Here is a 507-nt window from a genome sequence, read left to right on the forward strand (position 1 = left end):
ATATTTTTATTTTGGAGTTCAAGCAACTAGTAATGTAGCAACGGGACAAACGCTCACAGTTGATACAAACTTAGGTACACAATTACAAACGCAAAGGATCACAATTAAGGGTCCAGCTGAAGGTGGTGGAGGTACAGCACCATTTGTCTATAAAACAGGTAGAATATATGCGGATGCTCCAACTAAAGTGAAGTGGGATATACCTATAAATAATAACCAGCAACAATTTAGTTCTGATATAGTTTTGACTGATACTTTACAGGCGGGACAAACGCTGGATCAAGATGGTTTTATTATAGCTGTTGGAAATCAAAATTTAACACCTCAACAATTTAATGATGGGGGTTATGGGACGATTACCTTTAATGGTAATTCTTTCGAAGTTAGGTTTTATAAAGATCAGAGTAGCGGTAAGAAACTACTTTTAAGATATACATCTACTGTAGCTGAAAGTGGAATGAACCAAAAAGTTTTTTTCAATGATTATACGATTAATTACCAAATTTT

At 34.5% G+C, this 507-nt stretch carries 1 protein-coding gene; it reads left to right on the forward strand.

Annotated elements, in window-relative coordinates:
- Nucleotides 1–507 (forward strand): collagen binding domain-containing protein (locus JTF23_RS27445; protein WP_286674655.1); only part of this gene is annotated, 507 nt, incomplete at both ends.

It is taken from the genome of Bacillus sp. RIT 809 (genome assembly GCF_016892495.1).
Classification (GTDB): Bacteria; Bacillota; Bacilli; order Bacillales; family Bacillaceae_G; genus Bacillus_A; species Bacillus_A cereus_U.